Origin of the sequence: Nocardia higoensis NBRC 100133 (genome assembly GCF_000308595.1) — a bacterium.
Lineage (GTDB): Bacteria > Actinomycetota > Actinomycetes > Mycobacteriales > Mycobacteriaceae > Nocardia > Nocardia higoensis.
This window is the reverse complement of sequence record NZ_BAGA01000119.1, coordinates 1-26,388: the sequence shown is the minus strand read 5'-3', so window position 1 is coordinate 26,388 and position 26,388 is coordinate 1. Positions and strand designations below refer to the sequence as shown.

Genomic DNA, 26,388 nt, shown 5'->3' with positions numbered 1-26,388 from the left:
GAACTCTACTTGCGCCACCACGCTGCCCACCGGGTCGCGGTGAACGAATCCGGCAGAAAACCGAAAACCGCCTCGTTGCGGGCGTTTCCGCGCCCGGAGGCACCCGCCTCGGACTTCGCGTCGGGGCCGGGAAGCTCGGCCAGCGGAATACGCGAGAGGCTGTCGTGCAGGCCGCGCGGGATCGCGATCGGCCCGGACTGGCGCAGGGCGATACGCGCCTGCTGCTGGGCCTCGACCTCGGCCACGCATTCCGGGCACTGGGACAGATGCTGAGCCGCGCGCAGGTAGGCGTTCATCCGCAGCTCGCCGTCGACGTAGGCGACGACGGCCTCACTGGCCAGATGCTCGGTGGGCGCGAACCGCTGTGGCCTGCCGTGGGTACGGCCGTGCGGCGGACCGCCCTGGGGAGGCCGGCCCGTACCGCGCGCGTTTCCCGGCGTGCTGGACTCGCCACTCATCACAGAGCTCACCTTCCGACCGTCATGCCACTCGACCGGGTCGCCGACCCGGGTGTGGTCGATCACCCGACGTTCACGTCAGCGCTGTACCGCTGCTGCTGCGATCCATTATGCGCAAGGTGTTCGCGCAGTGCCTGACGGCCGCGATGGATCCGGCTGCGGACGGTACCGAGCTTGACGCCGAGGGTGGCGCCGATCTCCTCGTAGGACAGGCCCTCGATGTCGCAGAGCACCACGGCGGCGCGGAACTCCGGGGCCAGCGCGTCCAGGGCGGACTGCAGGTCGGGGTCGAGCCGGGCGTCGTGGTAGACCTGCTCGGGTCCGGGCCCCTCGGCGGGCACCCGGTCGTAGTCCTCGGGCAGCGCCTCCATGCGGATGCGGTTGCGCCTGCGGACCATGTCGAGGAACAGGTTGGTGGTGATGCGGTGCAGCCAGCCCTCGAACGTGCCGGGCTGGTAGTTCGACAGCGAACGGAAGACCCTGATGAAGGTCTCCTGAGTGAGGTCCTCGGCGTCCTGGGCGTCACCGGAGAGGCGGTAGGCCAGGCGGTAGACGCGGTCGGCGTGCTCGCGGACGAGTTCGTCCCAGGAGGGCATGGCCGCCCGGTCGCCGGTGGCGTCGAAGGCCGCGGTGCCGGAGAGTTCCGCGGTGCCGGGAAGTTCTGCGCCGTCCGACAGCTCGGCCTCGGTGAATCCGCCGTCGAACGGCTCTTCACCTGCGCGTTCGGCGGCTGCCGGTTCCGGCGGTACGGTGTAGTCGACGGGAATGGCAGGTACGTCGGCGTCGGCTCGCCGAGCCGCCGTCTGCCCCGGAAGTGTCGCGAACGAACCCTTGACCATGTGGATGGGGCTACCTCCTACTCGGGACCGTAAACGCGCGGTACCCGCTGCGGTCCGGGTCTCGGACCGTTGCGTATCCGGTACAACGAAGCCGAGGTGTCTCGTTGTTCCCGCCGCCGGGGTTTTGTTCCGCGGCTGCCACGCGCTACTGGTCTTGCCTGGACCTACTCTTTCCTGTCCCGATATGCCCTGGATATGGAGATACTGAGGGACACCTGAGAAAAACGACGCCCCTCGTTTGCTGTTGTCGCGGCGCCCATAGCGGGCCCACCCCATTAGCCTCATACCCGTGGCATCGAACCTGGAGCGCAATCTCGCCTACGTGGAGGAATCCGTCGTGGAGGACGAGATCCTCCTCAGCGCGCGCGAACGGGCCGTGGAACTGGGGGCCGCTCCGGTGCCTGCGTCGGTCGGGGCGCTGCTCAGTGTGATGGCCCAGGTGCTCGGCGCGAAGGCCGTCGTCGAGGTGGGCACGGGCGCGGGAATCAGCGGGCTGTGGCTGCTCGACGGCATGCGCGAGGACGGCACGCTCACCACCATCGATTCCGAGCCGGAGCACCAGCGGGCGGCCAAGGAAGCCTTCCGCGCCGCCGACATCCCGCCCGCGCGCACCCGGCTGATCAACGGCCGCGCGCTCGACGTGCTGCCCCGGCTGGCCGACCGCGCCTACGACATGGTCTTCATCGATGCCGCGCCGCTGGAACATCCCGAGTACATCGCGCAGGGCGTGCGGCTGCTGCGGCCGGGCGGGCTGATCATCCTGCACAACGCGCTGCTCTCCGGGCGGGTGCCCGACCCCGACCAGCGCGACGCGGTGACGCACGCGGTGCGCGCGGCCACCCGCGCGGTCGCCGAGGACCCCGAACTCACCAGCGTGCTCATCCCGGTGGGCGACGGGTTGCTCTGCGCCTCCCGCTGCTGAAAGGCCCCACTGTGTTCCTGTTCGACAACGACCGCAACAAGATCGAGTGGGGCGGCGCAACGGTGGTGTTCGGCCTGCTGCTGCTGGCCGCGGTCGGGCTGGCGGTTCTGGTCAACACCGCCGATTTCGGCACCGGCGTCACCGAGAAGGGCTCCACCACCCGCACGCCGGGCCCGTGCGCGCCGTTCTGCCCGGCGCCGACTTCGCCGCCCGGCCCGCCCGACCGGTGACGGGTCAGACCCACACACCCTTGCCGACGGTCACCACGCCGCCATTGCTCACCGCGAAGCGTTCCCGGTCGCGCTCTAGGTCGACGCCGAGGATCTCGCCCTCGCCGACCACCACGTTCTTGTCCAGGATCGCCCGGCGCACCACCGCGCCGCGTCCGATCCGCACGCCGGGCATCAGCACACTGCCCTCGACGGTCGCGCCGTCGTCGATCATGACATTGGAGCTGAGCACCGAGTTGCGCACCGTCGCCGCCGAGAGAATGCTGCCCGCGCCGACGATCGATTCCTGGGCCAGCCCGCCCTTGGCGAACTTGGCGGGAGGCAGGTTCTCGGCGGCGCCGCGGATCGGCCAGTGCTTGTTGTAGAGGTTGAACACCGGGTGCACCGAGACCAGGTCCATGTGCGCCTCGTAGAACGCGTCGATGGTGCCGACGTCGCGCCAGTAGCCGTGGTCGCGTTCGGTCGCGCCGGGCACCTCATTGTCGGCGAAGTCGTAGACGCCCGCCTCGCCCGCGGCGACCAGGGTGGGGATGATGTCGCCGCCCATGTCGTGATCGGAGTCGGAGTTCTCCGCGTCGGCGCGGATCGAATCCACCAGCACCTTCGTGGTGAAGACGTAATTGCCCATCGAGGCGAATGTCACATTCGGATCGTCGGGCGTGCCGGGCGGATGCGCGGGCTTCTCCAGGAATTGGGTGATGCGCCCGGACTCGTCGGAATCGATGCAGCCGAACGCGCTCGCCTCGCTGCGCGGCACCCGGATGCCGGCGACGGTCACCCCGAGGCCGGAGTCGATGTGATGGCGGACCATCTGCTCGGGGTCCATCCGGTACACATGGTCGGCGCCGAAAACCACGATGTAATCGGGATCTTCGTCGTAGATGAGATTCAGCGACTGCATGATCGCGTCGGCGCTGCCGGTGTACCAGCGCGGCCCCAGCCGCTGCTGAGCGGGCACCGGCGTGATGTATTCACCGGCGAATCCGGACAACCGCCAGGTCTGGGAGATATGGCGGTCCAGCGAATGTGATTTGTACTGGGTGAGTACACACAGTCGCAGATATCCCGCGTTGACGAGATTGCTGAGTACGAAATCGATCAGTCGGTACGCACCGCCGAAGGGGACTGCCGGCTTCGCCCTGTCAGCGGTGAGTGGAAAAAGGCGTTTGCCCTCGCCACCGGCGAGCACGATCCCGAGTACGTGCGGCTGGCTCCTCACTCTGCCCAAACTACAGTGTCGGCGGGCCGCGAGTGGCCCCCCGTGGGGTGAGCGTCTAGTTTGGACCGGTGAGTTCAGGCACGGACGACGGGCGCTCGCCGGAGGTCACCGGCGGTTCGGGCGAGATGGGACATCGTTTGCGCGTCGCCATGCTGACCCGTGAATATCCGCCGGAGGTGTACGGCGGCGCGGGTGTCCACGTCACCGAATTGACCGCACGCCTGCGCAATCTGGCCGATGTCGACGTGCACTGCATGGGCGCGCCGCGCTCGGACGCGATCGTGCACGATCCCGATCCGGCGCTGGCCGGGGCGAACCCCGCGATGCGGATGCTCTCGGCGCAGCTGCGCATGGCCGACGCCGTGGGCGGGGTCGACGTGGTGCACTCGCATACCTGGTACACGGGCATGGCCGGGCACCTGGCCGCCACCCTCTACGGCATCCCGCACGTGCTCACCGCGCACTCGCTGGAGCCGCGCAGGCCGTGGAAGGCCGAGCAGCTCGGCGGCGGCTACCGCATCTCGTCGTGGTCGGAGCGCAATGCGATGGAGCACGCCGACGCCGTGATCGCGGTGAGCGAAGGCATGCGCCACGACGTGCTCGACGCCTATCCCGCCATCGACGCCGACCGGGTCCACGTGGTGCACAACGGCATCGACCCCACGCTGTGGCATCCCGGCGCCCCGCCCGCGGGCGAGCGGCCGATCCTCGAGGAACTGGGCGTGCGGTCCGATCTACCGATCGTGGCCTTCGTCGGTCGCATCACCCGGCAGAAGGGCGTCGGCCATCTGCTGGCGGCGGCCAGGGACTTCGACCCCGACATCCAGCTGGTGCTGTGCGCGGGCGCGCCGGACACCCCGGAGCTGGCCGCCGAGACCGCGGCGGCCGTCGACCGGCTGCGGGCCGGGCGCGATCACGTCTTCTGGGTGCGCGAGATGCTGCCGACCGAGAAGATCCGCCAGATCCTCGCCGCCGCCGCGGTGTTCGTCTGTCCCTCGGTCTACGAGCCGCTCGGCATCGTGAATCTGGAGGCGATGGCCTGCGCGACCGCGGTGGTCGCCTCCGACGTGGGCGGTATTCCCGAGGTCGTCGACGGCGGCGTCACCGGCCGCCTGGTGCACTACGACGCGCTCACCGCGGTCGAGTACGAGCGGCAGCTCGCCGAAGCGGTCAACGAGGTGGCGACCGACCCGGCGCTGGCCGCGCGGTACGGCGAGGCCGGGCGGGCCCGTGCCATCGCCGATTTCGACTGGACGCGGATCGCGGCACGCACCGTCGAGGTCTACGACCACGTCCGCAAGCTCTGAGCCGGAGGCGGGATCGCCGTGGGCGCCGGCGAGGCCGCCGGAGGCGCCGCGCTCAGGCGGGCTGGTAGACCGAGACGGCGACCGAGGCGGTGACCTCGATGCGTTCGGGTAGCACGGCCAACCGGGTCTCGGCGGGCACCGTCATGTGATGGGCGGAGGGGCCCATGCCGACCAGGTGCGCGGCCTGATCGCGGGTCAGCTCCATCGGGTATTGCACGATCGTGCGTTCGACCTGTTCCAAGTGCCCGGCCATCGCCTCGGCGACCCGGCGGTCCTTGTCGGGGTCGACGCCGACCATGCCGAGCGGGCCCACCAATTCGGTGAGATGGGTGGCCGTCGGGGTCACCACGATGTAGCGCCCACCCGGCGCGAGCACCCGGGCCGCCTCGGCCGGATTGCGCGGCGCGAACACCGTGAGCACGTGACCGAGCACGCTGTCGCGCACCGGGAATCCACGCCAGGCGTCGGCGAGCACGGCCGCGGCCCGCGGATGCGCCCGGGCGCACCGGCGTGCGGCGGGTTTGGCCACATCCAGTGCGATGCCCCAGGCGTCGGGGCGGGCGTCGAGGGCGCGCGAGAGGTAGTAACCGGTGCCTGCGCCGACTTCGAGGAGCGCTGGTGGCACCGGCGCACCCGCGACGACGGCCTCGGCCACCGCATCCGCGATGGGCGCGAAGCCGCCGCCGCGTTGAAAAGCGGCGCGGGCGTCGAGCATGTCCGCGCTGTCACCGGTCATCTTGGTGGACGCGCCGGTCAGCAGACCGACATAGCCTTGACGGGCGATGTCGAAAGTGTGCCCACGGACGCAGTGCAGTGCCCGTGGCGTATCGATACCGGTCGGCTCCGTCCGCATCGCCTGCCCGCATTCCGGGCAGGCCAGCAGGCCGGCAACCTCGGCCAGCGCCGACCTAGCTGGTGACACTCTTCAGTTCGTCACCGAGCGCAGCGGCTTCATCCGGCGTGAGCTCTACGACCAGCCGCCCGCCACCCTCGAGTGGAACCCGCATCACGATTCCACGCCCTTCTTTGGTTGCCTCGAGGGGACCGTCCCCGGTGCGGGGCTTCATGGCCGCCATCCTCTGCTCCCTCCAGATCTGCGCGGTATTCTGCGCACTTTCTTGGAACTACAGTTGTCACCAACCAGGTAGCTCGCCGGTATTCGGCGAGCTACACCGGACCTATTCTTCCCTATCGCCGATCATGGCGGATACCTGAGTTCGAAATGTGATCGCGGCGGCGGCTCGGTGCGCCTCGCCGCCGACCCAGCAATCGACCAGATGATCGTCGACCATTCCGGTGGCCTGCATCAGCGCGTACGCGGTGGTCGGCCCGACGAAACGGAATCCGCGCCGCTTCAATTCTTTTGCCAGAGCGATGGATTCGGTGCTGGTCGCGGGTATTTCCGCGCTGTTACGCGGGCGTGGCCGGGCCGGCGGCGCGAAGGACCACACCAGTTCGTCGAGGGCCGTGTCGAGCTCGGCGGCGACCCGGGCATTGCCGATGGCCGCCTCGATTTTCGCGCGATTGCGCACGATGCCGGAATCTGCCAGCAACCGCTCCACATCCGCCGACCCGAAGGCGGCGACCCGCTCGATGCGGAACCCGTCGAAGGCGCGGCGGAAGCTCTCCCGCTTGCGCAGGATGGTGATCCAGGACAGCCCCGACTGGAATGCCTCCAGGCACACCCGCTCGAACATGGCATCCGCGCCGCGCAACGGCACGCCCCACTCGTAATCGTGGTAATCGCGGTAGAGCAGAGCCGACGGTGAATCCTGGGCGAACCGCGCCCAGGAACAACGCATGTGGCCGTCGCCCTCGACGGAATCGGTCACGGCTTCGTCCTGCCGTTGGCCACGGGCGGATCGGACCGCACCCCGTCGGCGGGCCGCGCGGCGCTGCCGGTCGGCCCGGAGCCGGTGGCCTCGACGGTGCGGGGCCGCGGGATTTCGCCGGGCGCGGCGGCGGGTGACCTGCCGGGTGTGCCCACGGGCGGTGCGGCGGCTGCCGAGGCCGGGGTGTCGCCCATGGCCGGGACGGCTGCCCGCTGCGTCGGATCCGGTGCGGGGGCGGCCGCGGCGCGGGCGTGCGCGAGTTCGGCCTGCAGCTCGTCGATGCGCGCGGCCAGACGGGCCAGCGCCCAGTCCACCTCGCCCGCCTTGTAGCCGCGCACGACCTGCTGGAAACGCAGGGCCCGCACGTCGGCGCCGGTGATGGATTCGGCGGGCAGCACCGTCGCGGTGGTGCCCTCGGGCAGCGGGCCCAGTTCCTCGCCACGCCCGAATACCATGCTCGCCAGCAGGAACAGCACGCCGGCGACCACGCCGACGATGAGCAGGTACCCCAGCAGTGTCAGCACGGCGGCCTCAGAGGTGCCTGGTGGTGTCGATGCCCAGCGACATGCCCGCCAGCCCGCGCCTGCGTACGGCCAGCTTGTCGGCGACCTCGCGCAGCGCCTTGGCGGCCGGGCTGTCCGGATCGCGCAGCACGATCGGGGTGCCCTCGTCGCCTGCTTCGCGCAGCGCCTGTTCGAGCGGGATCTGGCCCAGCAGCGGGACGCTCGCGCCGACCGCGCGGGTCAGGCTGTCGGCCACGGTCTGTCCGCCGCCGGAGCCGTAGAGTTCCATCCGGCTGCCGTCGGGCAGATCCAGCCAGGACATGTTCTCCACGACGCCCGCGATGCGCTGGCGGGTCTGCAGGGCGATCGATCCGGCGCGCTCGGCCACCTCGGCCGCCGCGGCCTGCGGGGTGGTGACCACCAGGATCTCCGCGTTCGGGATCAGCTGCGCGATGGAGATCGCGACATCGCCGGTGCCGGGCGGCAGGTCGAGCAGCAGCACATCCAGATCGCCCCAGAACACATCGGCCAGGAACTGCTGCAGCGCCCGGTGCAGCATCGGGCCGCGCCACACCACGGGCGTATTGCCCTTCGTGAACATGGCGATCGAGATGACCTTCACGTCGTGCGCGATCGGCGGCATGATCATCCGCTCCACCTGGGTGGGGCGGGCGTCGGTGCCGAGCATCCGGGGCACCGAGTGGCCGTAGATGTCGGCGTCGAGCACGCCGACCGAGAGCCCGCGCTCGGCCATCGCCGCGGCCAGGTTCACGGTGACGCTGGACTTGCCGACACCGCCCTTGCCGGAGGCGACGGCGTACACGCGGGTGAGCGAGTTGGGCTGGGCGAACGGGATCACCGGTTCGGCGGAGTCGCCGCGCAGTTGCTTGCGCAGTTCGGTGCGCTGCTCGTCGTTCATCACATCGAGCTCGACGGTGACCGCGCCCGCGCCGGGCACGTCGGCCACCGCCTTGGTCACGCGCTGGGTGATCTCGGTGCGCAGGGGGCAGCCCGCGGTGGTCAGGTAGACCTCGACGTGGACATTGCCCGCGTCGTCGATGGCGATGTTCTTCACCATGCCGAGCTCGGTGATCGGCTTGCGGATCTCCGGGTCGTCGACCTTGGCGAGCGCGCCCCGTACGTCCGATTCCGTCAGCTGTGGCATGCCCGGAATTTTAGGCGTTCTAGATTCGCGGCAGCTGCGCGGGCTGTGGTGCGACCTCGTTGGCGTAGGCGTTCTCCCATGCCATGACGTTCGCGACGTAGGCCATCGAGTTGTTGTAGCGCAGGATGGCGCGGCTCTGCTGGGCCAGATCGCGCATGTCCAGGCCGCCGTCGCAGAGGTACTTTCCGGTGGTCAGCGCGGCGTCGTAGAGGTTCTGCGGGTCGGCGATGCCGTCGTCGTTGCCGTCGGCGGCATAGCGCTTCCAGGTCTCGGGCAGGAACTGCATCGGCCCGACCGCGCGGTCGTAGCCGGAGAGCCCGTCGAGGGCGCCGTTGTCGCTGTCGTGGATCACCGCGTTGCCGGCCAGTGAGCCGTCGAGCACCGGGCCGTAGACCGGCTTCAGCGGATTGCCGTCTGCGTCGGCCCGGCCGCCGAAGGCGTGGGTCGACTCGACCCGGCCGATGCCCGCCAGCATCGTCCACGGCATGTGGCACTGCGGGTCCTCGGCGGCGAGGGTCCGTTCGGCGGCCCGGTAGGCCGCCTCGGAGATGCCCGGCATGCCGAGCGTGCCCTTCGGCAGATCGGCGGCGACCCGGTCGTCGGCCAGCGCAACGGTTTTCACCTGCGGCTTGGGCTTGTTGTGCTGCACGGCCAGCGCGTGGGTGAGTTGTTCGTCCACGTCGACGGCCGCGGCGCCGAGCACGTCATTGCCCTCGGCCACCGGCAGGATGCCGGACTCGCTGTCGAGACTCGATGTGGCCGCGCAGGTGACCAAGCCGGCCGGAACCAATCCGGTGAGTGCGAGAACGGAACCGCGCCGGACCGGCGCGGGGGACTGCTTGCGATGACGCCCCACGGTGTGGTGACCCTCCTCGAACGAACAGCCGAGGAATCCGGTGCGGCACAACGCGATAACGATGTTCTGCCCGCTCATGGCACCGGGTTCCCGATCAGACGAGAAAGAGATTACAGCATCCGAGACCTTTTCGTTACACCTTCGTGACGTGTAACAAGCATCAAAGCGGTTAACGGCCGGAATCCGTCGACCCGCGAGATTTCCGGCAGGCCGGATTCCGGCGGGACACGACGCGATGGAATCGAAGAGACCGCGCGGCGCCGCCGTGGAATACCGGAAGACGCGGACCGGCCGTGCCGCGTGGGTGGCGGCACGGCCGGTCCGGGCCCGATCAGCCCTGCGGCGGAATCGGGGCGGGTGCGGGCGGCAGCGGAATGGTGATACCGAACGGCAGCGTGATGGCGGGTGCGGGCGGCGGGGTCGGCTCGGCGGGCGCGGGCTGCGGCTCGGGAGTCTTCGTGACCTCCGGAGCGGGTGCGGGCTGCGCCGGTGCGGCGGGTGCGGGCTCGGCCTGCCGGGGTGCGGCGGGCGCCGGTGCGGCGGGCTGCTCCTTCGGCTCCTGGCAGGCCGGGTTCGGCCGACCCGCCTGCTCGGCGGGCGCGGGCTCCTGCTTGCCGAATTCGAGGCCGGGCGTGAGCGGTCGCGCGGGCACCACGGGATCGGGCATCGGAGCCGGAACCGCCACTTCCACGCAAGGATCCACCGGCGCGGGCGGCGGGCAGAAGATGCCGCAGGGGATGGGCGGCAGGCCGGGGATGTGGATCATCGCCTGCTCGGGCGTGGTGCCCGGGGTCACCGTGGTGCCCGGCGGCAGCTGGGTCGGGTCCTTCGGGGCCTGCGTGGTGGTGGGGACCTCGGTGTCGACGGCGGTCATGTCCTGGGTCGGCGCGGCCAGGATCGGGGCCGAACCCGGCGGGATGAGTTCGGGGGCGATGGTGACCTGCCGCGGCGCGCCGCCGGTCCGGTATGCGGCCGACCAGCTCAGCACGTCGGCGGCATAGGCCATCGAATTGTTGTAGCGCAGCACCGCGCGCAATTCCTGTTGCGGATCGGCGAGATTCAGCCCGCCGGAGCACAGGTACTTGCCCGCGGCCAGTGCCGCGTCGAAGACATTGTGCGGATCGGCCACCCCGTCGCCGTTGCCGTCCGCGGAATACCGGCTCCATGTGGAGGGCAGGAACTGCATCGGGCCGATCGCGCGCACGTACCCGCCGTCGGAGGCCTTGATGATCTCGTTGCCGGGCAGCGTCCCGTCCAGAGCGGGACCGAAGATCGGCGAGACCGTGGTCCCCGCGGCGTCGGTGCGGCCGCTGCTCGCGTGCGCGGACTCGATGCGCCCGATGCCCGCGAGCAGGTTCCAGCGCAGCCCGCAGCCGGGCATCGAGGATTCCAGCGCCAGTTCGGCATTGCGGTACGCGGCCAGCACGATCTCCGGGATGCCGAGCACGCCGCCGGTGTTGGGCAGCGAGATCTCGCGCAGCGGAATCGTTCCCGCGAACGGCGCCAGGCCCGCGTCCACGGTGGGATCCATTGCTCGAAGTTTGCGGGAGGTGTCCGGAGCAACCGGCAGGAGTCCGACGGTGGAGGAAGATGTCGAGTCGGGATCCGCCGCCGCCACATTCCGCACGGCCGGGTCCGCCGCCGCGGCGGCCAGCAGCGCCTCACGCGCCGTGGGTGGTTGACCGGATGCCGGCTCGTCGGCCACCGAACCTGTGGCGACCAAACCGGCGACTACTAGGGCCGACATCGTTATCGGAGCAGAAACGCGCATTCGGCCACACCATTCCTCTACGTCGTGGGAGCAGGCCCGGCACCACCACTTGCCCTGGGCGCGCTTCGGACAACGGACACCAGGCTACCCAGGAGTCACTAAGTTGTTGAGCATTTCCGATCAATCATCGCCCACGGGCGCGGTGTGCTGGCTCTTCGCTGGAGTCCCCGAAGTCGTTGACGAACCGCCGCTCTTCTTCCTCGACTTGCCCGATTTGGGCGGCCGCTCCTCGCTGTCTCCGTTCCCGGTCGCCGTCTCGATCCGCTCGAGGAGTTCGCGCACCTCGTCCAATTCCCGGCGCAGGTAATCGCGTGTCGCGACATCGCCGACAGCCAGTCGCAGCGCAGCCAATTCCCTGGCGAGGAACTCGGTGTCGGCCTTGGTCTGTGCCGCGCGCATCCGGTCCTCTTCCAGCGACACCCGGTCGCGATTGTCCTGCCGGTTCTGCGCGAGCAGGATCAGCGGCGCCGCGTAGGCGGCCTGGGTGGAGAAGGCCAGGTTCAGCAGGATGAACGGGTAAGGGTCCCAGCGCAACGACACCGCGAACACGTTGAGCAGGATCCAGACCACCACGAGCACGGTCTGAATGGCCAGGTACCGGCCGGTGCCGAGAAAGCGGGCCACCTGTTCGCTGCTGCGTGCGAGTGCCTCGGCATCCCAGCCGATCCGGTAGCGGGTGAGCATGGGGGTGTCCAGGCGCTGACGCGGTCCGTTCTTGTCGGTCACTGCGCGGCCACCCCTTCGCGCTGTTCGGTTTCCCGCCAGTCCTCCGGCAGCAGGTGGTCGAGCACGTCGTCCACGCTGACCGCTCCCAGCAGATGGTTCTCGCCGTCGACCACCGGCCCGCAGACCAGGTTGTAGGTGGCGAGATAGCGGGTGACCGCGGACAGCCCGGCGTCCGGGCGCAGCGGCGCGAGGTCGGTGTCGACGATGCCGCCGACCAGGTGCGCCGGCGGCTCGCGGAGGAGTTGCTGGGTGTACACACAGCCGAGATACCGGCCGGTCGGTGTCGCGGTGGGTGGACGGACCACGAACACGATGGAGGCCAGCGCGGGCGTCAGATCGGGATTGCGTACCCGCGCCAGCGCTTCGGCGACGGTCGTGGACGCGGTGACCACGATGGGCCGCGGGGTCATCATGCCGCCCGCGGTGTCGGGGGAGTGCTGAAGCAGCCGCCGGACCGGTTCGGACTCCTCGGGATCCATCAGCGCGAGCAGCGATTCGCGCTCCCCGGTGGGCAGTTCGCCGAGCAGGTCGGCGGCGTCGTCGGGGTCCATCGCCTCGAGCACGTCGGCGGCACGGCGGACCTCGAGATGGCCGAGCAGATCGATCTGGTCGTCGTCGGGCAGTTCCTGCACGACGTCGGCGAGGCGTTCGTCGTCGAGCGCCTCGGCGACCTCGACGCGGCGTTTCTCCGGAAGTTCGCGCAGCATGTGCGCCACGTCGGCGGGCCGCAAACCCTCGAACTGGCCGAGCAACTGTGTCACGTCCTGGCCCGGCCTGCCGAGTTCGTAGGGCGTCAGGCCGGTGACCTGCTTCCAGTCGACCACGTGCACCTCCCGGCGGCGCCCGATGCGCCGGTGGCCGCGCACCGCCACCCGGGTGACATGCCAGTCCCGGGTGCGGATCTGCTCGATGCCCAGGTCGATGACGAACACGTCGACACCGGACACATCGGGCAGTTCCGGATCGTCCACGCGGACCTTGGAGTCGACGATCTGCGCCAGCGCCAGCATCTCGCCCGGTCGTTGCTGGAATCGGCGCAGGCTCACGGTGCCGGTGTTGAGCGTGACCATGCCCGGCTCGATCGTGGTCACCCGCAGCATGGGCACGAAAATCCGCCGCCGGGTGGGCAACTCGATGACCAGGCCGTGCACCCGCGGGTGTTGCCGGTCGTAGCGGACGGCCACGACGACGTCGCGGATGCGGCCGATAGACTCACCGTCCGGTCCGAGCACCACCAGGCCGGCCAGCCTGGCGACGTACACCCTGGTTGCTGCCATGCTTGCCAGGCTAGAGGTTCGCGGGCCACCGGTCGTTGTTACACAGGAGGTGCAATGAAGCCACGTCGCTCGGTTCTGGCTGTCCCCGGCAGCAATCCGAAGATGATCGAGAAGGCCAAGGGGCTGCCGGTCGACGAGGTGTTCCTCGATCTCGAGGACGCCGTCGCACCCGTCGCCAAGGCCGCGGCCAGGGCGAACATCGTGGCGGCGCTCAACGAGCCGGGCTGGGGAACGCAGCTGCGGGTGGTGCGGGTCAACGACTGGACCACGCAGTGGACCTACAGCGATGTGATCTCCGTCGTGGAGGGCGCGGGCGCCCATATCGACGCCATCCTGCTGCCGAAGGTCACCGACGCGGGCCAGGTACGGGCGCTGGACCTGCTGCTGACCCAGCTCGAACGCACCTGTGGGCTCGAGGTCGGCCGGATCGGCATCGAGCCGCAGCTGGAGAACGCGCTCGGCCTGCGCAATATCGACGAGATCGCGACCGCGAGCCCGCGCGTCCAGGCGCTGGTGTTCGGCCCGGCCGATTTCATGGCCAGCATCAATATGCGCACCCTGGTGGTCGGCGAGCAGCCGCAGGGTTACGAGCCGGGCGATGCCTATCACCACATCCTGATGACCATCCTGCTCGCCGCCCGCGCGCACGGTCTGCAGGCGATCGACGGCCCCTACCTGCAGATCCGTGATCTGGACGGCTTCCGCCGCGCCGCCGCGCGCACCGCGGCGCTCGGCTTCGACGGCAAGTGGGTGCTGCACCCGACCCAGATCGAGGCGGCCAACGAGATCTTCAGCCCGCGCCAGGCCGATTACGATCGCGCCGAGGAGATCCTCGACGCCTACGCGCATTACACCTCCGGCGAGGGCGGCGCGCGCGGCGCGGTGATGCTCGGTGACGAGATGATCGACGAAGCCAGCGCGAAGATGGCGGTGGTCATCGCCGAGAAGGGACGCGCGGCGGGCATGTCCCGTACCACGTCGTTCACCCCGCCCGAGTGAACCGCCTGCCGACCCGCGCCCGGTGCGGGAGCGCTCCGGATTTCCGCGAGAATTCGGACACATTGGACACTACGGACACGGTGTGTGCAGCGGACCGGCGGGCCGGGCATCCATAATGGTCCCATGACGAACCCACTCGGTAGCGCGAACAACGCCCGCTCGGGTCTGCCGACGCCGCCCTCGGGCTGGCCGGTTGGGTCCTACCCCACCTATGCCGAGGCGCAGCGAGCTGTCGACTACCTGGCCGACAACCAGTTCCCGGTCCAGAACGTCACCATCGTCGGCGTCGATCTGATGCAGGTCGAGCGGGTGCTCTACCGGCTCACCTGGGGCAAGGTCATCGGCGGGGGCATCGTCTCCGGCGCCTGGCTCGGTCTGTTCCTCGGTCTGCTGCTGAGCCTGTTCACCACCGGCAGCGCCTTCGGCCCGCTGGCCGTCGGCCTGATCGGCGGCATCATCTTCGGCGTCATCTCCACATCGATCCCGTACGCGGCGACCAGGGGTCAGCGCGATTTCGCCTCCAGCATGCAGCTGGTGGCGGGCCGCTACGACGTGCTGTGCGATCCGAAGACCGCCGAGCAGGCTCGCGACATGCTCGCCCGCCTGGCGATCTGACGATGGACGTTCTGGACCGGGTCCGCGCCGGAGTGCTCGATCACTTCGGCGCGGACGCTTCCGGCGTCGATTCGGCCTCGGTCACCTTCCTCGGGCTCGAGCCCATCGAGATCCTGCGCATCGTCGACGGCGATGTCGTGCATTACGCGACCCTGGGCGGCTCCCGCCATCCCATGGGCGATCCCGGCGATCTGCTGGCCGACCCGGTGCGCGGCCCCCGAGCGGAACTGGTGCTCAGCGTGCGTGCGGGCACGGCCCTGCCCGGACTGGCCAAGGCGCTCGGCGTGCTGATCGCCAGCCCCGCCGTCGAGGGCGTGGTGTTGCAGGCCGACGCGCTGCTGGATCTGGGCGAACAGCTGTGGCAGGGCTCGCCGTTCACCGCTGTCCTGCTGGGCGAGAGCGAGATCGAGCCGGTCACGCTGCCCGAGCCGGCCGAGCCGGTGCGCTACCTGGCGGTCACTCCGGTGACCGCGACCGAGGCGGCCTGGGTGCGGGTGCGCGGCGCGCAGGCCCTGCGCGAGGCGTGGGCCGAGGCGGGCATCGACGTACGCGATCCGGGCCGCGGCGCGGCCTCGCTCTAGCCGCCCTCCCGCCGCACCGGAGGTGCGGAGCGGGTAAGGCGCGCGGTAAGACTGGATGGGTGCGCATCGACCTGCATACCCATTCCACCGCCTCCGACGGCACCGACTCCCCGGCCGAGCTGGTGGCGAACGCGGCCGCCGCCGGACTCGACGTGGTGGCGATCACCGATCACGACACCACCGCGGGCTGGGCGGAGGCGGTCGACGCGCTTCCGCCCGGCCTGACTCTGGTTCGCGGGATGGAGATGTCGTGTGTGGGCCAGGGCGAGGACGGCTACCCGGTGTCGGTGCATCTGCTGGCCTACCTGTTCGACCCGTCCGATCGTGCCTTCGCCGAGGAACGCGAGCGCCTGCGCGCCGAGCGGACCGACCGGCTGCGGGCGATGGCGGAGCTGATGGCCTACGACGGCCTGCCCATCGATCCCGACGAGGTGCTGGCCTCGGCGGGACCGTCGGCGGGCCGCCCGCATCTGGCCAGGGCGCTGGTCGCGGCAGGCGTGGTGCCCACCGTGGACGCCGCCTTCCTCGAACTGCTCGCCCCGCACGGGCGCTACTACGCCGAGAAGGCCGACACGCCGCTGCGACGCGCGGTGCGGATGATCGCGGAGGCGGGCGGGGTCAGCGTGCTGGCGCACACCAGGGCGCGCAAGCGCGGGCGGTTGCTCGCGCTCGCGGACATCCGCGAGCTGGCCGCGCTCGGGCTGGACGGGCTGGAGGTCGACCATCCCGACCATTCGGCGGCCGACCGGGCACTGCTGACCGGGCTCGCCGCCGAACTCGACCTGGCGACCACCGGCTCCTCCGACTACCACGGCACCAACAAGACCATCGCACTCGGCGAATTCACCACCGGCCCCGAACAATTCGAGCGTCTGGTGGCCGGCGCGACCGGGGTTCCGGTGATCGCCCGGTGAGACCGGTGCGTGCGCTCAGCGGCACGGTCGCGGCCGGAACGGTGTTGCTCGCGCTGGTGGTGATCGGCGCGGCGTTCATCGGCGGGCGACGTGGTTTTCCCGGTCCCGGTGGGGAGTCGATGATCTGGCATATCGCGGTAGCGGTGGTCGCGGTCGGCGCGCAGCTGTTGTCGGACCGCCGCAGGGGAATGGCGGCCATTTCGGGCTCGGCCGTCGTTTTCCTCGCCTCCGGCATATTGATTTGGACACAATGGTGGGGTTGAAGCCGCAATAATGGTTGCGGCCCGGTGAAATGTGGCCGAATATTCCGTTGTATGACCGAGCTCGAGACGGATGTGCTGGTTCTCGGCGGCGGCCCCGCCGGAATCTGGGCAGCCCTCTCGGCCGCCGCCGACGGCGCCAGGGTCGTGCTGGTCGACAAGATGCGTTGCGCGGGCGCGGGGCCGGCCGTCGACGGAATCCACGCGCTGTGGAACATTCCGCCCGGCCCGGCTCGCGAACAGGCGGTGCACCAGGCGCTGCGGCACAGCGCCGGGCTCGGTGATCCGGCCTCGATGTACCGCGTGCTCGATGAGACGCGTTCGTGCGCAACGCAATTGGCTCGATGGGGATATCGCTTCCCGGTCTCGCGCCGGGCGGCCGTGCCCACGGCGACCAGACTCGACGGCGCCCGTTATCTGCGCCTGCTGCGGCGTCGGTTGCGGCTGGCCGGCGTGCTCGTGCTCGATCACCATCCGGCGCTGCGACTGCTGGTCGACGGATCCGGCGCTGTCGCGGGCGCCGTCGGCGTGAGCGCGGGGGAGCGGTACCGGAGCTGGACGATCCGGTCGGGCGCGGTGGTCCTCGCGACCGGCGGCTGCGCGTTCCGGTCGGGCGCCGTCGGCACCGAGACCGCCACCGGCGACGGCCTGTTGCTGGCCGCCGAGGCGGGCGCGCGGCTGTCCGGCATGGAGTTCGCCGGCGCCTACGGAATCGCCGTCGCGCACAGCGCCGCCGGGCCGATCGACCGCTCGGCGCTCGCCCTGCATCCGGTCCTGCGCGCCGCGCCGCTCTACGACGAATCCGGCACCGCGCTGCCGGGGCACCGGTCCACCGCGCTGGCGGCCCTGGCCGAGGGCAAGCGCATCTACGCCGTGCCCGCCGGTCTGCTGAGCGCCACCAGGGAGCGGCTCACCCGCATCGGCCTGCTCGACGCCACCGGTCGGATACCGATCCGCGCCGTGCTGGAAGGCACTGTGCGCGGCAGCGGCGGCATCACGCACACCGGTCCGGACTGCGCGACCGCGGTGCCCGGCCTGTACGTCGCCGGAGATGCCGCCGACCGCCAGGCGATCTCCGGGGCTGCCGGAGGCGCGAGCGGCAGGCACGCTGCCTGGGCCATCGCCTCGGGGGTGTGGGCCGGTCGTGGCGCGGCCGAACGGTCGCGGGAGTGCGGCGTCCCCGTGCGGGTTCGCCCGGTGCCCGGCGCCGGCCTGGCCGACCACTCCCGGGTCGATCCGCGCGCGGTCATCGGCCTGGTGCAGGAACACACCTTGCCGCTGCGGCGCAGCTATCTGCGCAGCGCCGACAGCCTGCGTGACAGCATCGCCGAACTCGACCTCATCTGGCCCGGCGCCCGCCTCGACCTGGGCGGGCACGGCCAGGACGGGGTGCGGGCCAGGGAGGCCGCCGCCATGCTCGCGGTGGCGCGCTGGATGGCCCACAGCGCGCTGACCCGCACCGAGAGCCGGGGCCTGCACCACCGGACCGATCACCCGGCGCTGTCCCCGCACTGGCGCAACCGCCTGCTCGTCGAGGGGGTGGACGAGATCGCGGTGGAACGCGAGCGCCCGCAGACCCCGCGACTGTCGCTCGCGGTCCGGCAGCCGGGCCGGTCCGGCGCGGTGAAGGCCGACCTCACCTCGGCCGACCCGGTCCCGATGTGACAGCTCACCGCGGGCCGCCCGCCCGCGGCGAGTTTGTCCTTACCCGGAGGTAATTCCGGACCCCTACCCTCGAAATATGGCGAGTGACCGGTCGACCGGACGTCGGTTTGGCAAGTCGTCGGATCGGCTGGCAGAATGTGGCGGATTCCGTATCCTTGCCACCGCCGGGTCCGGAAACACGGTGACCCTCGCCGCCCGACGTACCGTCGCCCCGTGGGCCGCCCCGACCTCTCCGTCCGGACACACCCGTCCGGCTCCGCCCCGCGATCCGCGCGGTGTCACATCCCGAATTTCCCCGGCCCTTTCCGGTACGGTCGCGACGACGAAATTCCGGCAGGCGCTGTCGATCTGCGGTCCCGAGCACCAGAAATCAACTACCCGGCGGTAACCGTCCACCGGTTGAGCCAGAACCGAGCAGGAGTGAAATCGTGTCATCTGTGACTGACGCACCGAATGCCACCGCGAGTTTGTCCGAAATCACCCATGACGAAATCTTCGCCGGACATCTCGGAGGCAAGCTCTCGGTCGAGCTCTCCTCACCGCTGGAGACCCAGCGGGATCTGTCCATCGCCTACACCCCGGGCGTCGCGCAGGTCAGCCGCGCGATCGCGCAGGACGAATCGCTGGCCAAGCGCTACACCTGGACCGACCGCCTGGTGGTCGTCGTGAGCGATGGCACCGCCGTGCTCGGCCTGGGCGACATCGGCCCGCGCGCCTCGCTGCCGGTGATGGAAGGCAAGGCGGCGCTGTTCAAGAAGTTCGCCGGCCTGGACTCGATCCCGATCGTGCTCGACACCAAGGACGTCGACGAGATCGTCGAGACCCTGATCCGGCTGCGCCCGAGCTTCGGCGCGGTCAACCTGGAGGACATCTCCGCCCCGCGCTGCTTCGAGATCGAGAAGCGCCTCATCGAGGCGTTGGACTGCCCGGTCATGCACGACGACCAGCACGGCACCGCCATCGTGGTGCTGGCCGCCCTCAACGGCGCGGCGCGGGTGCAGGGTCGCGGTATCGAGGGCCTGAAGGTCGTGGTCTCCGGTGCGGGCGCGGCGGGTGTCGCGTGCACCAACATCCTGCTGGCGGCGGGCGTGGCCGATGTGACCGTGCTCGACTCCAAGGGCATCATCAGCCAGGATCGCGGCGACCTCAACTCGGTCAAGGCCGAACTGGCCGGGCGCACCAACCCGCGCGGCCTGACCGGCGGCTCCGCCGAAGCGCTGCAGGGCGCCGACGTGTTCCTCGGTCTGTCGGCCGGACTGATCCCCGAGGAGCTCATCGCCACGATGGCGCCCGAGGCGATCGTGTTCGCCATGTCGAACCCGGACCCGGAGATCCACCCCGAGGTGGCGCGCAAGTACGCCTCGATCGTGGCGACCGGCCGCAGCGACTTCCCGAACCAGATCAACAATGTGCTGGCCTTCCCCGGCGTGTTCAAGGGTGCGCTGGACGCCGGCGCCCGCCGCATCACCGAGGGCATGAAGATCGCCGCCGCCAACGCCATCCTCGGCGTGGTCGCCGACGAACTGGGCCCGGAGAAGATCGTGCCCAGCCCGCTGGATCCGCGGGTGGCCCCGGCCGTGGCCGAGGCCGTCGCGGCCGCCGCGCGCGCCGAAGGCGTTGCGTAACCCCGATTCCGTACGGAACCGAGGCGCCCCGCTCGATGTCGAGCGGGGCGCCTCGGCGTTTCGCGGGGGCGGCGACGACCGGTGCGGCCGAGTGCCCGGCCGCCGACCGGCCGACGGTACATTTCAGCGGTGCCCGAACCGCCAGCCCGGAGTCCGTTCTCGTCCCCGCTCGTGCCGTCGCCGTTTGCCGTGATCCCGGATCCGGCCGGGGCCGCCGTCGTGTCCTCGGCACGCACCCCGGCGGTGACCTCGGCGCCGTCCCGGGATGCGGCTGCGGCTTCGACTCGGGTCGCGGCTCCGGTTCGGCCGCGGTGGCGTACCGCGATCACCGGATCGTCGAAGCGGCGGGTCCGCGCGCGGGTCGGCGGGCTCCTGGTCGCCGCGCTGGCGGCGGGCGCGGTGGCCTGCGGTAGCGACGATCCGGGACGGACTTTCGTGGTCGGCGCGGGCGACAGCGCCGAATCCCTGGTGCTCGCCGAGATCTACGCGGGCGCCCTGGCGCGCACCGGCCTCCCGGTCCGCGTGCACGCCGACCTCGGGCAGCGCCCCGACTATCTCGGCGCGCTGGACACCGGAGCCGTCGACCTCGTCGGCGAACGGACCGGAGGCCTGCTCGCCGCGCTGGACTCCTCCGCCGAGGCACGCACCCCGGACGAGGTCGTCACCGCTCTCCATCGCGCGCTGCCCGCGGACCTGACGCTGGCCGACCCCGCCGACGGAGTGGACATGCGCCCCCGGCTGATCGTCGCCGAAGAACGGGCCGCGCGCGACGATCTGAGCACGATCGCCGACCTCCTCCCGCGCTGCGCCGAGACCGGCGCGGGCCTCGCGGTCATGCCGGGCCTGCCGCGCGAGTCCGCCGAGGTCACCGTCCACGACTGCGCTTTCGCCACGGTCGTGCCCGAGCCCGATCCGGCGGCCCTGGCCGAGTCACTGCGGTCCGGCACGCTCCAGGCCGGCCTGCTCACCGGCCCGCCCGAACTCGCGCCCGGCGCCACCGACGGCCTGCGCGTGCTGGCCGACGAGGACTACGCCCTGCGCGCCGAGAACATCGTCCCGCTGCTGCGCACCGGCCTGCTCGACGAGGTGCGCATGCGCAAACTCAACTACGTGGCCGGAGAACTGACCACCGCCGAGCTGGCCGAGATGATCCGCGCCGTCGAGGCGGGCGACCCGGCCACCGAGACGGCACGGCGCTGGCTCGACGCACACGGTCTGTGAATCACGTGGCACCAGCGCCGGATCATGCGGTCAGATCGGGCCGCCGGGGACGTGCCCCCCGCCGCTCATGCAGGCGTTCAGGTCGCCGCTGATTCCTCTGGCGTAGCAGGAGACCATGAACGCGATCAGCGCGCCGGCATCGAGCGGATGGTCGATCGTGAAGGCCAGTGCCGCCGAGCCGAGGAAGGCGTCGCCTTCGTAGCTGCCACTGGTGTCGATGGAGCCGGAGTTGCCCGATCCGCTCGGTGTGGAGGTGTGGCCGATGTCCGCGGGCTGTTCGGTGGTGAGCGGTTCCAGGCGCAGCGGTTCGCCGGCGGCGGTCGCGCTACCGCCGAGAGCCGCCAGGGTGATCGCGACGACGGCGCCCGCGCTGCGGACTCGGGAGATTCGGGTCATGGTTGTCTACTTTCGAAATGGTCCGGCTGGTAGCCGGAAAGGTGTTCCCGCGCGGTTCGAGGTGTCGAAGCCGGCGGGTGGGGGTGCCCGGCACCGGTCAGCGGGCACCGGAAGGACTCGCCAAGTCCAAGAAATATGAAATATCAGTATTCCAACTTTTGCTGCCCCTACTTTCGGGGGCGTGCGGGCGGGGCGGCCGGCATGTCCTTCCGGTCAGGCATCGCTTATAGTCCATGTGGACTATTCCAAATCGAGTATTGGGGCGTGCGCAGTCGCGACCCGGTCTCCGGTCGTGACCAGAAAGGACAGCGATGGGAAAGACGCCCGGCACGCCGACCGCGCTGGCGGTCACGGTGCTCGCACTGCTCGATGAGCGCCCCATGCACCCCTACGAGATGTTCCAGACACTGGTCGGCCGTGGCGAGGACCGGCTGGTCAAGGTCAGGCCCGGATCGCTGTATCACACCGTCGCGCGGCTGGCCGACCAAGGACTGGTGTGCTCGGGAGGGATCGATCGTGACGGCAACCGGCCGGAGCGCACCACCTACCGGATCACCGGGGAAGGGCGCGCGACATTGCGCGCCCGGATCACGGAGATCCTGCGCACGCCCGCCCCGGAGTATCCGGAATTCCTGATCGGGCTGGCCGAATCGCACACCCTGCCCGCCGACGAGGTGGTCGGGCTGCTGCGCGAGCGGATCGCCCACCTCGATGCCGCACTGACCGAACTCGATTCGATGATCGCCACCGCCGAAACCGTGGTCACTGCCAGGCGGTACTGGCTGGTCCTGCCCTACCAGCGCGAAACCGTTCGCGCGCAGCGTGATTGGCTCGCGCGGATGGTCGACGAACTCGCCGGGGGCGAGCTGGAGTGGGAGGAGTTCGAACCGGAGTCGGGCGAACGCACCGCTTGATCCTTCTGTCCCGCAGCCTCTTCCGTAATCGCAGTAAGGAAACAACCCGTGTCCGAAAGCCGTAATCCGTGGCTCGCGCTGACCGCGCTGGTCGTCGGCTTCTTCATGATCCTGCTCGACATGACCATCGTCGCGGTCGCCAATCCGGCGATCATGACCGACCTCGGCGCCGACATCAACAAGGTCATCTGGGTGACCAGCGCCTACCTGCTCACCTACGCGGTGCCGCTGCTGGTCACCGGCCGCCTCGGTGACCGCTACGGCCCCAAGAAGATCTATTTGATCGGCTTGGCGATCTTCACCGCCGCGTCGCTGTGGTGCGGCCTCTCGGGCACCATCGAGATGCTGATCGCCGCCCGCGCCGTGCAGGGTCTCGGCGCAGCGCTGATGACCCCGCAGACCATGGCCGTGATCACCAGGACCTTCCCGCCGGACAAGCGCGGCGCCGCGATGGGTCTGTGGGGCGGCGTGGCAGGCCTGGCGACGCTGGTGGGACCGTTGCTGGGCGGCGTCCTGGTCGACACGCTGAGCTGGGAATGGGTCTTCATCGTCAACCTGCCGGTGGGCATCATCGCCTTCGCGCTGGCGGTGTGGCTGGTGCCCGCGTTGCCCACCAACGAGCACAAGTTCGACATCCCCGGTGTGCTGCTCAGCGGTCTGGGCATGTTCCTGCTCGTCTTCGGCATCCAGGAGGGCAGCGCCGACGACTGGTCGCTGCGGATCTGGTTGCTCATCGGCGCCGGTGTGGTGGTCCTCGGCCTGTTCGTGGTCAACCAGTCGCGCAACACCGGTGAACCGCTGGTGCCGCTGGAATTGTTCAAGGACCGCAATTTCGCGCTGGGCAATGTGGCGATCGCCTCGATGGGCGCCGCTGTCACGTCGGTGATGGTGCCGGTCTACTTCTACCTGCAGTCGGTGCGGGACATGTCGCCCACCGCGTCGGCCCTGGTACTGGCGCCGATGGCCATCGTGACCGGCTTCACCGCCCCGTTCATCGGCCGCTTCTCCGACCGGCTCCCGCCGCGCGTGACACCGACCATCGGCTTCCTGGGATTCGCCCTGATGATCTTCTGGTGGTCGGCGGTGATGACCCCGGAATCGAACCTGGTGTGGTTCCTGATCGCCGCGGGCATCGCGGGCCTGGCCAACGCCTGCATCTGGGGCCCGCTGGCTTCCACCGCCACGCACAATCTGCCGCTGCGGCAGGCCGGTGCGGGTTCGGGCATCTACAACACCACTCGCCAGGTCGGCTCGGTGCTCGGCTCGGCCGCCATCAGCGCCCTCATCGCCTCGCGACTGGCCGCCCACGGACTCGGCGAAGGCGGTCCGGTGGGCGAGGGCATGGGTCATCAGGCCGCGCTCCCGCCGCATCTGCTCGACGGGTTCAGCTCCTCGCTGGCCCAGTCGATCGTCCTGCCCGGCGCGATCCTGCTGATCGGTGTCGCCGCCTCGGCCTTCCTGGTGGGGCACGGGCCGCGTACGACCGAGGTCCAGCCCGCCGACGCCGATTCGGTGTCGGCCTGACCGACCCGTCGTGCCGGTCGGCGGCGTCCGCGCGGGTGTCGCCGGCATGACCGGAGCGGCCTCACGGCGTCCGGGGCGAGTGGTGCCCCGGACGCCGTCGTCGTTCCCGTCTGCCGTCTTCCCACCGTCGTTGCGGTGCGCTAGGTCGCGCCGCTGTGGAGGGGGCGCGTTATCGCGAGTCCGCCGCGTGGTCGTGCAGCGTGCCGCGTCGGCCTCGACCGATCGCATTTGTCCTCGGCGTCCCGCGTCGACAACGGCGGGACGCGTCGCCCGGCGGGCCGTGGTGTCGCGCAGTCGAGCGAATGGCCGCTCAGTCGACCCGGAGCATGACGCTCGGATATCCCGTCGCCCCGTCGGGCACCGATGCCGCGAACTCGCCGGTCTGTGTCTCGCCGGCCCCGTCGGTGGCACGGGCGCGCAGAATATGCGGGCCGGACGTGGCCTGCCAGTCGTAGACCCATTGCCGCCAGGTGTCGATGGACTGCTCGGTCGACAGCCGCGCCCGCTCCCACGGCCCGTCGTCGACCTGGACCTCCACCGCGCTGATGCCGCGATGCTGCGCCCAGGCCACCCCGGCGACCGGGACCCGCCCTGCCGACAGTTTCGTTTTCCAGCCCGGCGTGTCGATCCTGGTTCCGGTCTTGATGGGGCCGCGCTCGGACCAGCCGCGCCGCGTCCAATAGGCGGTGGCCAGATCGAACCGGGTGACCTCGAGTTCGATCACCCATTTCGTCGCCGAGACATAGCCGTAGAGGCCGGGCACCACGAGTCTGGCCGGGTACCCGTGGTCGATCGGCAGCGGTTCGCCGTTCATCCCCACCGCGAGCATGGCGTCGCGCCCGTCCGTGAGCACCGCCAAGGGACTGCCCGCCGTCCATCCGTCCCTGCTGCGCGAGAGCACCATGTCGGCGCCGGGCAACGGTCCGGCCTCGGCGAGCAATTCGTCGAGCCGGTAACCCCGCCACAGCGCATTGCCGATCAGATCGCCACCGATCGGATTCGACACGCACGTCAGCGTGATCAGCCGCTCGATCGCCGTGCGCTGGGCCAGTTCCGCCCACCCGACGCGGATCTCCCGTTCCACCATCCCGTGAATGCGCAGCGACCAGTCCGCCACGGACACCTGCGGCACGATCAACGCGGTGTCGATCCGGTAGAAATCGGCATTGGACGTCACGAACGACGACAGCCCCGGCACCTTCAGATCCGCCCCCGGCGCGAGGGAGACCGGCGGCCCGCTCGTCTCCGGCAACCGGATGGCCGCCCGCTCGGGCCCCACCCCGGCCCGCCACCCGGCGATCCAGCGGCCCGCCACCCCGGCCGCGACCGCCGCGCCACCGGCGATCGCCATGCCGCGCAACAACTCCCGTCGCGGGGATCCGTCGCCGAGTCCGGACGATGTGCCGCCACCCGCGCTGCCCGTGTCGCCCCCGATGCCCAGGTCGGTCGGGTTATCCGTGCCGATGTGTACGTCTCCGTCGGCGGGAGTGTCCGCGCCGCTCGTGGGCACGGCGGCGGAGCCCGCCGTGAGCGCGCCCGCCGCGGCGTCGATGCGCCGGGTGAGGCCGCGCAGCGCCCAGATCCCGGCCCCCACGCCGAGCAGCGTCGCGAGGGCGCCGAGCACGCCGTGCCGGTCGACCGCGAAAACCGTTGCGATCACGCCGAATACGGCGAACAGCGCGGTCCCGACGGGGCGTGATGTCCGCTCCAGTGCCCCCGCGAGGCCGGCCACGGCGAGGACGACCAGCGCCATACAGACGAACAGCACCACCTTGTCGGCCGTGCCGAAGGTGTGGATCGCCCACTCGCGCACCCCCTCCGGCGTATGGTCGACCACCGCCGCGCCGAGCACATAGGGCGGAGAACTGCCGGGCCGGAGCAGGGCCGCGACCAGTTCGGCGACGCCGAGGGCGAGGATCGCGCTCACCAGCCCGGCCGCGACCCGCCAACGCAGTAGCGCCATGCCGCGAGCCTACTGCCGGACAGGCGAACGGCGCTGCCGCATGCGCGCCTTTCGGTCACTTGCGGTTACTCGGTCACCATAGGAGAGTGATGGCCGACCTGAAGACCGCATTCTCGTGACCGAGGGACCTCACAGTGACCCAGCAGCTCAGCGACCCGGCCGGCCGAGCGGACGAGGCGGCTCGGCCCGACGGCGCCGACCTCTCGCGCGCGGACTCACCGGCGCGCGAGATCTTCGCCGACATCGCCAACAAGTGGACGCTGCTCATCGTGGAGACGATCGGGGAGCAAACCCTGCGCTTCACCGAACTGCGCGACCGCGTGGAGGGCATCAGCCCCAAGATGCTCACCCAGAATCTGCGCATGATGGAACGCAACGGCCTGGTCGAGCGGACCGTCCACTCCGTCGTGCCGCCGCGGGTCGACTATCGCCTCACCGAGTCCGGCCTGGCCCTGCGCGGCATCGCCGAGAGCATGTGCGCCTGGACGCGGCGTTTCCTCACCGATATCGAGGCCGCCCGCCGCCGCTTCGACGAATGACCCCTGGACACACGAAAGCGCCGTCGGCGGAACGCATTCCGCCGACGGCGCCGAGCCGGTCGAAAGA

The 26,388-nt window shown here is 70.4% G+C and carries 27 protein-coding genes and 1 pseudogene; 14 read left to right on the top strand and 14 right to left on the bottom strand.

The genetic code is table 11. The annotated features are described in order from the left end of the window. Positions 1-5: 5 nt before the first annotated feature. Together ON26_RS21820 and sigE are read right to left on the bottom strand one after the other, a co-directional pair. Positions 6-458 (bottom strand): hypothetical protein, encoded by a 453-nt coding sequence (locus ON26_RS21820; protein WP_245545955.1) that lies wholly within the window; start codon positions 456-458, stop codon positions 6-8. Between the two features lie 62 nt (positions 459-520). After that, entirely contained in the window at positions 521-1,297 is a 777-nt protein-coding gene (sigE, locus tag ON26_RS21815; protein ID WP_040798092.1) for an RNA polymerase sigma factor SigE, read from the bottom strand. 289 nt (positions 1,298-1,586) lie between these two features. Between sigE and ON26_RS21810 the strand changes: the two genes are divergently transcribed. Further along, positions 1,587-2,219 carry an O-methyltransferase gene (locus ON26_RS21810; RefSeq protein ID WP_040798091.1) on the top strand — a complete coding sequence of 211 codons (633 nt, stop codon included), beginning with the start codon at positions 1,587-1,589 and terminating at the stop codon, positions 2,217-2,219. Between the two features lie 11 nt (positions 2,220-2,230). Next, positions 2,231-2,449, top strand: coding sequence for a hypothetical protein (locus ON26_RS21805; protein ID WP_040798090.1), 219 nt, complete (start codon positions 2,231-2,233; stop codon positions 2,447-2,449). Positions 2,450-2,453: 4 nt separating this feature from the next. Here the strand turns inward: ON26_RS21805 and glgC are convergent, their stop codons facing one another. After that, on the bottom strand, positions 2,454-3,668 hold the full coding sequence (gene glgC, locus ON26_RS21800; RefSeq protein ID WP_040798089.1) for a glucose-1-phosphate adenylyltransferase: 1,215 nt from the start codon (positions 3,666-3,668) through the stop codon (positions 2,454-2,456). A gap of 137 nt (positions 3,669-3,805) precedes the next feature. On the opposite strand from glgC, the gene glgA reads away from it, so the two are divergent. Further along, on the top strand, positions 3,806-4,975 hold the full coding sequence (glgA, locus tag ON26_RS21795) for a glycogen synthase (protein WP_040798114.1): 1,170 nt from the start codon (positions 3,806-3,808) through the stop codon (positions 4,973-4,975). 52 nt (positions 4,976-5,027) lie between these two features. Here the strand turns inward: glgA and ON26_RS21790 are convergent, their stop codons facing one another. The 9 genes and pseudogenes from ON26_RS21790 to ON26_RS21755 form a co-directional block, all read right to left on the bottom strand. Continuing rightward, a complete protein-coding gene (locus ON26_RS21790; RefSeq protein ID WP_085999069.1) occupies positions 5,028-5,897 on the bottom strand; it encodes a putative RNA methyltransferase in 870 nt (289 codons plus the stop codon). Continuing rightward, on the bottom strand, positions 5,884-6,051 hold the full coding sequence (locus ON26_RS32520) for a DUF3117 domain-containing protein (protein ID WP_011211259.1): 168 nt from the start codon (positions 6,049-6,051) through the stop codon (positions 5,884-5,886). Before ON26_RS32520 ends, ON26_RS21790 begins: the two co-directional genes overlap by 14 nt. A 102-nt stretch (positions 6,052-6,153) precedes the next feature. Then, positions 6,154-6,777, bottom strand: coding sequence for a DNA-3-methyladenine glycosylase I (locus tag ON26_RS21785; RefSeq protein WP_040798112.1), 624 nt, complete (start codon positions 6,775-6,777; stop codon positions 6,154-6,156). 272 nt (positions 6,778-7,049) lie between these two features. Then, positions 7,050-7,331: pseudogene (locus tag ON26_RS21780) on the bottom strand (DivIVA domain-containing protein); the annotation flags it as partial. Between the two features lie 7 nt (positions 7,332-7,338). After that, on the bottom strand, positions 7,339-8,475 hold the full coding sequence (locus ON26_RS21775; RefSeq protein ID WP_040798088.1) for an Mrp/NBP35 family ATP-binding protein: 1,137 nt from the start codon (positions 8,473-8,475) through the stop codon (positions 7,339-7,341). Between the two features lie 19 nt (positions 8,476-8,494). Further along, positions 8,495-9,331 (bottom strand): lytic transglycosylase domain-containing protein, encoded by an 837-nt coding sequence (locus ON26_RS21770; protein ID WP_040798110.1) that lies wholly within the window; start codon positions 9,329-9,331, stop codon positions 8,495-8,497. 331 nt (positions 9,332-9,662) lie between these two features. Continuing rightward, entirely contained in the window at positions 9,663-11,078 is a 1,416-nt protein-coding gene (locus ON26_RS21765; protein ID WP_245545954.1) for a lytic transglycosylase domain-containing protein, read from the bottom strand. A gap of 144 nt (positions 11,079-11,222) precedes the next feature. Next, on the bottom strand, positions 11,223-11,828 hold the full coding sequence (locus tag ON26_RS21760; RefSeq protein WP_040798086.1) for a DUF1003 domain-containing protein: 606 nt from the start codon (positions 11,826-11,828) through the stop codon (positions 11,223-11,225). Further along, positions 11,825-13,105 carry a magnesium transporter MgtE N-terminal domain-containing protein gene (locus ON26_RS21755; RefSeq protein ID WP_040798085.1) on the bottom strand — a complete coding sequence of 427 codons (1,281 nt, stop codon included), beginning with the start codon at positions 13,103-13,105 and terminating at the stop codon, positions 11,825-11,827. The genes ON26_RS21760 and ON26_RS21755 overlap by 4 nt, the downstream gene beginning before the upstream one ends. A gap of 54 nt (positions 13,106-13,159) precedes the next feature. Here ON26_RS21755 and ON26_RS21750 point away from each other — a divergent pair, with 54 nt between their 5' ends. The 8 genes from ON26_RS21750 (at position 13,160) to ON26_RS21715 (ending at position 20,985) form a co-directional block, all read left to right on the top strand. After that, on the top strand, positions 13,160-14,104 hold the full coding sequence (locus ON26_RS21750) for an HpcH/HpaI aldolase/citrate lyase family protein (RefSeq protein ID WP_040798084.1): 945 nt from the start codon (positions 13,160-13,162) through the stop codon (positions 14,102-14,104). Between the two features lie 123 nt (positions 14,105-14,227). Further along, positions 14,228-14,719 carry a YflT domain-containing protein gene (locus tag ON26_RS21745; RefSeq protein WP_040798083.1) on the top strand — a complete coding sequence of 164 codons (492 nt, stop codon included), beginning with the start codon at positions 14,228-14,230 and terminating at the stop codon, positions 14,717-14,719. A 2-nt stretch (positions 14,720-14,721) separates the two neighbouring features. Next, positions 14,722-15,300 carry a suppressor of fused domain protein gene (locus tag ON26_RS21740; protein ID WP_040798082.1) on the top strand — a complete coding sequence of 193 codons (579 nt, stop codon included), beginning with the start codon at positions 14,722-14,724 and terminating at the stop codon, positions 15,298-15,300. A gap of 59 nt (positions 15,301-15,359) precedes the next feature. Further along, positions 15,360-16,214 (top strand): PHP domain-containing protein, encoded by an 855-nt coding sequence (locus ON26_RS21735; protein WP_040798081.1) that lies wholly within the window; start codon positions 15,360-15,362, stop codon positions 16,212-16,214. Between the two features lie 41 nt (positions 16,215-16,255). Beyond that, entirely contained in the window at positions 16,256-16,477 is a 222-nt protein-coding gene (locus ON26_RS21730; RefSeq protein WP_306307251.1) for a hypothetical protein, read from the top strand. Positions 16,478-16,528: 51 nt separating this feature from the next. After that, on the top strand, positions 16,529-18,139 hold the full coding sequence (locus ON26_RS21725; protein ID WP_083884276.1) for an FAD-dependent oxidoreductase: 1,611 nt from the start codon (positions 16,529-16,531) through the stop codon (positions 18,137-18,139). Between the two features lie 428 nt (positions 18,140-18,567). Next, a complete protein-coding gene (locus ON26_RS21720) occupies positions 18,568-19,764 on the top strand; it encodes an NAD(P)-dependent malic enzyme (protein WP_040798079.1) in 1,197 nt (398 codons plus the stop codon). Positions 19,765-19,935: 171 nt separating this feature from the next. Continuing rightward, positions 19,936-20,985 carry a glycine betaine ABC transporter substrate-binding protein gene (locus tag ON26_RS21715; protein ID WP_245545952.1) on the top strand — a complete coding sequence of 350 codons (1,050 nt, stop codon included), beginning with the start codon at positions 19,936-19,938 and terminating at the stop codon, positions 20,983-20,985. 30 nt (positions 20,986-21,015) lie between these two features. Here ON26_RS21715 and ON26_RS21710 read toward each other — a convergent pair whose 3' ends face one another. After that, positions 21,016-21,381 (bottom strand): hypothetical protein, encoded by a 366-nt coding sequence (locus tag ON26_RS21710; RefSeq protein ID WP_040798078.1) that lies wholly within the window; start codon positions 21,379-21,381, stop codon positions 21,016-21,018. A 311-nt stretch (positions 21,382-21,692) separates the two neighbouring features. Here ON26_RS21710 and ON26_RS21705 point away from each other — a divergent pair, with 311 nt between their 5' ends. Together ON26_RS21705 and ON26_RS21700 are read left to right on the top strand one after the other, a co-directional pair. Then, positions 21,693-22,295: a PadR family transcriptional regulator gene (locus ON26_RS21705; protein WP_040798077.1), complete on the top strand. Its 603-nt coding sequence runs from the start codon at positions 21,693-21,695 to the stop codon at positions 22,293-22,295. Between the two features lie 48 nt (positions 22,296-22,343). Beyond that, on the top strand, positions 22,344-23,819 hold the full coding sequence (locus ON26_RS21700; protein WP_040798076.1) for a DHA2 family efflux MFS transporter permease subunit: 1,476 nt from the start codon (positions 22,344-22,346) through the stop codon (positions 23,817-23,819). A gap of 310 nt (positions 23,820-24,129) precedes the next feature. On the opposite strand, the gene ON26_RS21695 is transcribed toward ON26_RS21700, so the two are convergent. Further along, positions 24,130-25,782 carry a molybdopterin-dependent oxidoreductase gene (locus tag ON26_RS21695; protein ID WP_040798075.1) on the bottom strand — a complete coding sequence of 551 codons (1,653 nt, stop codon included), beginning with the start codon at positions 25,780-25,782 and terminating at the stop codon, positions 24,130-24,132. A gap of 134 nt (positions 25,783-25,916) precedes the next feature. On the opposite strand from ON26_RS21695, the gene ON26_RS21690 reads away from it, so the two are divergent. Beyond that, positions 25,917-26,321 (top strand): winged helix-turn-helix transcriptional regulator, encoded by a 405-nt coding sequence (locus tag ON26_RS21690; RefSeq protein WP_040798074.1) that lies wholly within the window; start codon positions 25,917-25,919, stop codon positions 26,319-26,321. Positions 26,322-26,388: the final 67 nt, after the last annotated feature.